The sequence below is a fragment of the Paracoccus rhizosphaerae genome (assembly GCF_026162645.1).
In the GTDB taxonomy this organism is placed as follows: domain Bacteria; phylum Pseudomonadota; class Alphaproteobacteria; order Rhodobacterales; family Rhodobacteraceae; genus Paracoccus; species Paracoccus rhizosphaerae.
Genome location: NZ_JAOTBE010000132.1, coordinates 1 through 3062, shown reverse-complemented (window position 1 = coordinate 3062; position 3062 = coordinate 1). Strand labels below are relative to the sequence as shown.

The window sequence follows — 3062 nt, the reverse complement described above, 5'->3', positions numbered from 1 at the left end:
AGCATGCCCATGATCTGAGCTTCGGTGAAACGGCTCTTCTTCATCTGAATCTCCTCGTTCATCCTGTCGAGAAAATTCTACTTCGCATCCCCTTAACCATGGGGAGGATTACCTGACCGCCACGGCACGGAAGATCGCCGTTCTGTTCTATAAGGCCGTGCGCTTTGGCATGACCTACCGCGAGCCGGGCGCGACAGCCTATGAAGAACGACATCGCAGCCGTGTTCTGGCAAACCTCCAACGGCGCGCCAAGACACTCGGCTTTGCCTTGGCGCCATTGCCCGATGCTGAGGCTGTTTCTTAGGAAAAGCCGCGGCCTTCTTCGCGAAAGAGGAAAGTCGACCAAACCTGATTGAAAGTAAACCAGACCGTTTCACTGCGGCGGTGTATGAGGACAGGGCCTTGGCCTTGCTACCCCACAGGGGTCAAGTTGCTCATGCTTCTCAGCAATATGGGCCGGATCAGATAGTAAATTCATCACGGGTTCTGAGCAACAAGGCCCTCCGCGACAGATCATCCTGGATCGCCTGCACCATTTCCAGACCCCATTTGGCGTTGGCATGCACGAAATCGTCGCCAGAATCCTTGTAGTAACGCGGATCCAAAAGCAGCTGTTCATTGCCGAAATGACGTCGCAGATCCAGAATGCGGACGCCGATCCGGGAAAGGCGGGTGCATATGACCTCGTCATAGGCGATCCATATATGTCGGTTTTCAGGGCGGAACCGAGTGGGACCGAAGACGCAGGTGACACTTGGCGCCTGCCGTACCAGGGTTTCGTAGAACCGCAGATAATCGACGATATAGTCTTCGGCAGTGGCACGCGCGATCTTGGCGGAGATCAGTGTTCCATCCTGCCCGTTGGCCTCCGCTGCAACCATCAGGTCGTTGACGAAGTGAACAGCAGTCATCCCGACATTGGCATAGACCGGCAGCTTCCGGTTGAAGGCGTGGCGGAACATCACATCGAGCTTCGCTGCCTTGCGGGCAAACCGTTCGGTCTTCTCGGTCCCGAAAAACGCTTCATCCTTGCGAAATTCGGAGATTCTGAAGCGGACGTCACCGTTCTCATCGGTGAAAAAGCCGGCACCGACAAAATTCGGCGCCGCCGCCGCAATCGGGCATTTGAATTGCAAACCGGCGTCTTCGCCGCTTTTGATCATGATCGAGGCGTGGGAATCGCCGACCAGTGCCGCGTCAATCACGGTCTTCATTGTATCTGTCCAAGACTATCTCCTCGCAAATCACGTCATGCGCCTCGGCCGCCCTTGCCACTGCCTCCTCTATCCGCCGGCCGGGGCCCGAGGGGACGACAACCTGATCGCCCTCGATCCCCAGCCCGTGCAGGAAATGCTGCATCACAAAGTCCACCCCATCGGGCGTGACCGATCGGCGATCATCTTCGTACATCTGGCGGTTCAGGCCGGGGCTGGTGACGATCTCGTATGAGGGAAAGTAGTCTACATCGTCATGCATTCCGCGGAATGCCCCGGCGGCGGCACGCAGCACCGATTTCGAATATGTGGTGGCTGTCAGCACGTGCTGGGCATCCGCAGCGGTTGCCGCAAGGGGGACGGGCGACACGGTCAGCAACAGACGGATGTCGGGATTAAGCCGACGCAAAAGTGCCAGGATTGTCTCAAGGTCGGCCATAACCTCGGGATAGGTCAGGTTCCGGAATGCGTGGACTGCTGGGTCGAACGCTCCGGCCAGTGAGCCGGGGCAGGACGAATAGGCTAGACCAGTCTCCATGTTCTCCCACAGCTCGGTCAGGCCAAGTGTGAATATGAAAACTGACGATGTCTGCACCGCTTTGCGCAATGCGGTAAATGTAGCGCGCCGTGCGTTGAACAGCTCCCCTTCGTCTTCGAATCCGTCGGGTTCTATCTGCGGGCGTAGCGGGTCGAAAAACGCGCCATCAGCTGCCCATATCTCTCTGTCCTGGCTGTCGGGCTCGATTGCCCAGTTCAGCCATTGTAGCAGCATGCGGGTGGTATAGATGTTTCCCGTCCGGACGGAAAAGACGCCGTAGCCGAACTGACGGGCAACAGCGGCACACAGCCCGAAGGGTGCGCGTTCAGCTTCAACCCACGTGAACCCAGAGCGGACAAGGGCGCTGCTGATGTGCTGGGCAAAACACGAGCCTGTCGTAATTACGGGATCGCTTGTGGTGATCTGGAATGCCGGGCGCCAAAGATCGGGCAGAACACCCCCGGATTTAACTGCACGTTCGACGGAGGTGCGCCAGTAGGCGCGGCGGGGAAGTTTACTATAGGGATTAGCAGCGACCATCCGGCTACCTCTATGCCACAAGACCCAGGCCAAGAAGCCCGATCCACCTTTCATCCGTCAGTTGTAAAAGGCAAGACGGCGCGTGTCGTTCCTCCGCCTGAAGTTGTCGCTGCTCACGCAGAGGTCAGGCGCAGCCGTTGCGGATAAAGTGTCAATGCTTCGGGTGCCAATCTGGTCTCGCTGTCGGGATCCGGGCGAAACCTCTCGCCAAGCAGCTAGTTGTCAGAGCATTGGTTCCACAAGATGCCATGGGGGTATTGGGTCATCGCGAACGCTCCAATCCGCCTTTCGGGTTGATCATGGCGCCAGTGGCGCTGCGACGCGCGGCGAACGCCAGCATCCACGTCATACGCTGGCTTCTTGCTGCACCACTGACAGGCCGCTGTCCGCCCAATTGAGCCTTCGCGACTGACGTAGATGTTTAATCCCATGGTTTGATGGTGCGATCCTTTCTCAGGAATGGAAGGAAGCATTATGGGTCAGGTTCGTCACGGGAGCGCCACGACCACGCACGCCGTCAGAGCTGCAATAATGAGGGCTGGCCCGCCATCGGTCCGAGGGTCGGCCCGAATGATCGCAAGCTTCGCTCGCGACGCTGAGCCGGGAACTGGGGATTAACCCCAAGACGGTTGCGAAGTGGCGCAAACGCCAGACGACGGGCTTCGTGGCTAGCCTGCTGCGGCTTGCGGGGCTCGGCTGGCCGGCCCCGGATTTCTCGACACTCTGCCGACGCCAGAAGACCTTGGCGGTGCAACTGCCTTACCGTGGCA

Annotated in this window: 2 protein-coding genes and 1 pseudogene; 1 reads left to right on the top strand and 2 read right to left on the bottom strand. The window is 58.6% G+C overall.

Annotated features, from left to right (window positions below):
* Nucleotides 1-461 precede the first annotated feature (461 nt).
* Nucleotides 462-1214 (bottom strand): hypothetical protein, encoded by a 753-nt coding sequence (locus OC184_RS19725; protein WP_265508888.1) that lies wholly within the window; start codon nt 1212-1214, stop codon nt 462-464.
* Nucleotides 1198-2292 carry a GSCFA domain-containing protein gene (locus tag OC184_RS19720; RefSeq protein ID WP_265508886.1) on the bottom strand — a complete coding sequence of 365 codons (1095 nt, stop codon included), beginning with the start codon at nt 2290-2292 and terminating at the stop codon, nt 1198-1200. Before OC184_RS19720 ends, OC184_RS19725 begins: the two co-directional genes overlap by 17 nt.
* Before the next feature lie 474 nt (nt 2293-2766).
* On the opposite strand from OC184_RS19720, the pseudogene OC184_RS19715 reads away from it, so the two are divergent.
* Nucleotides 2767-3062 (top strand): annotated as a pseudogene (locus OC184_RS19715) (transposase); the annotation flags it as partial.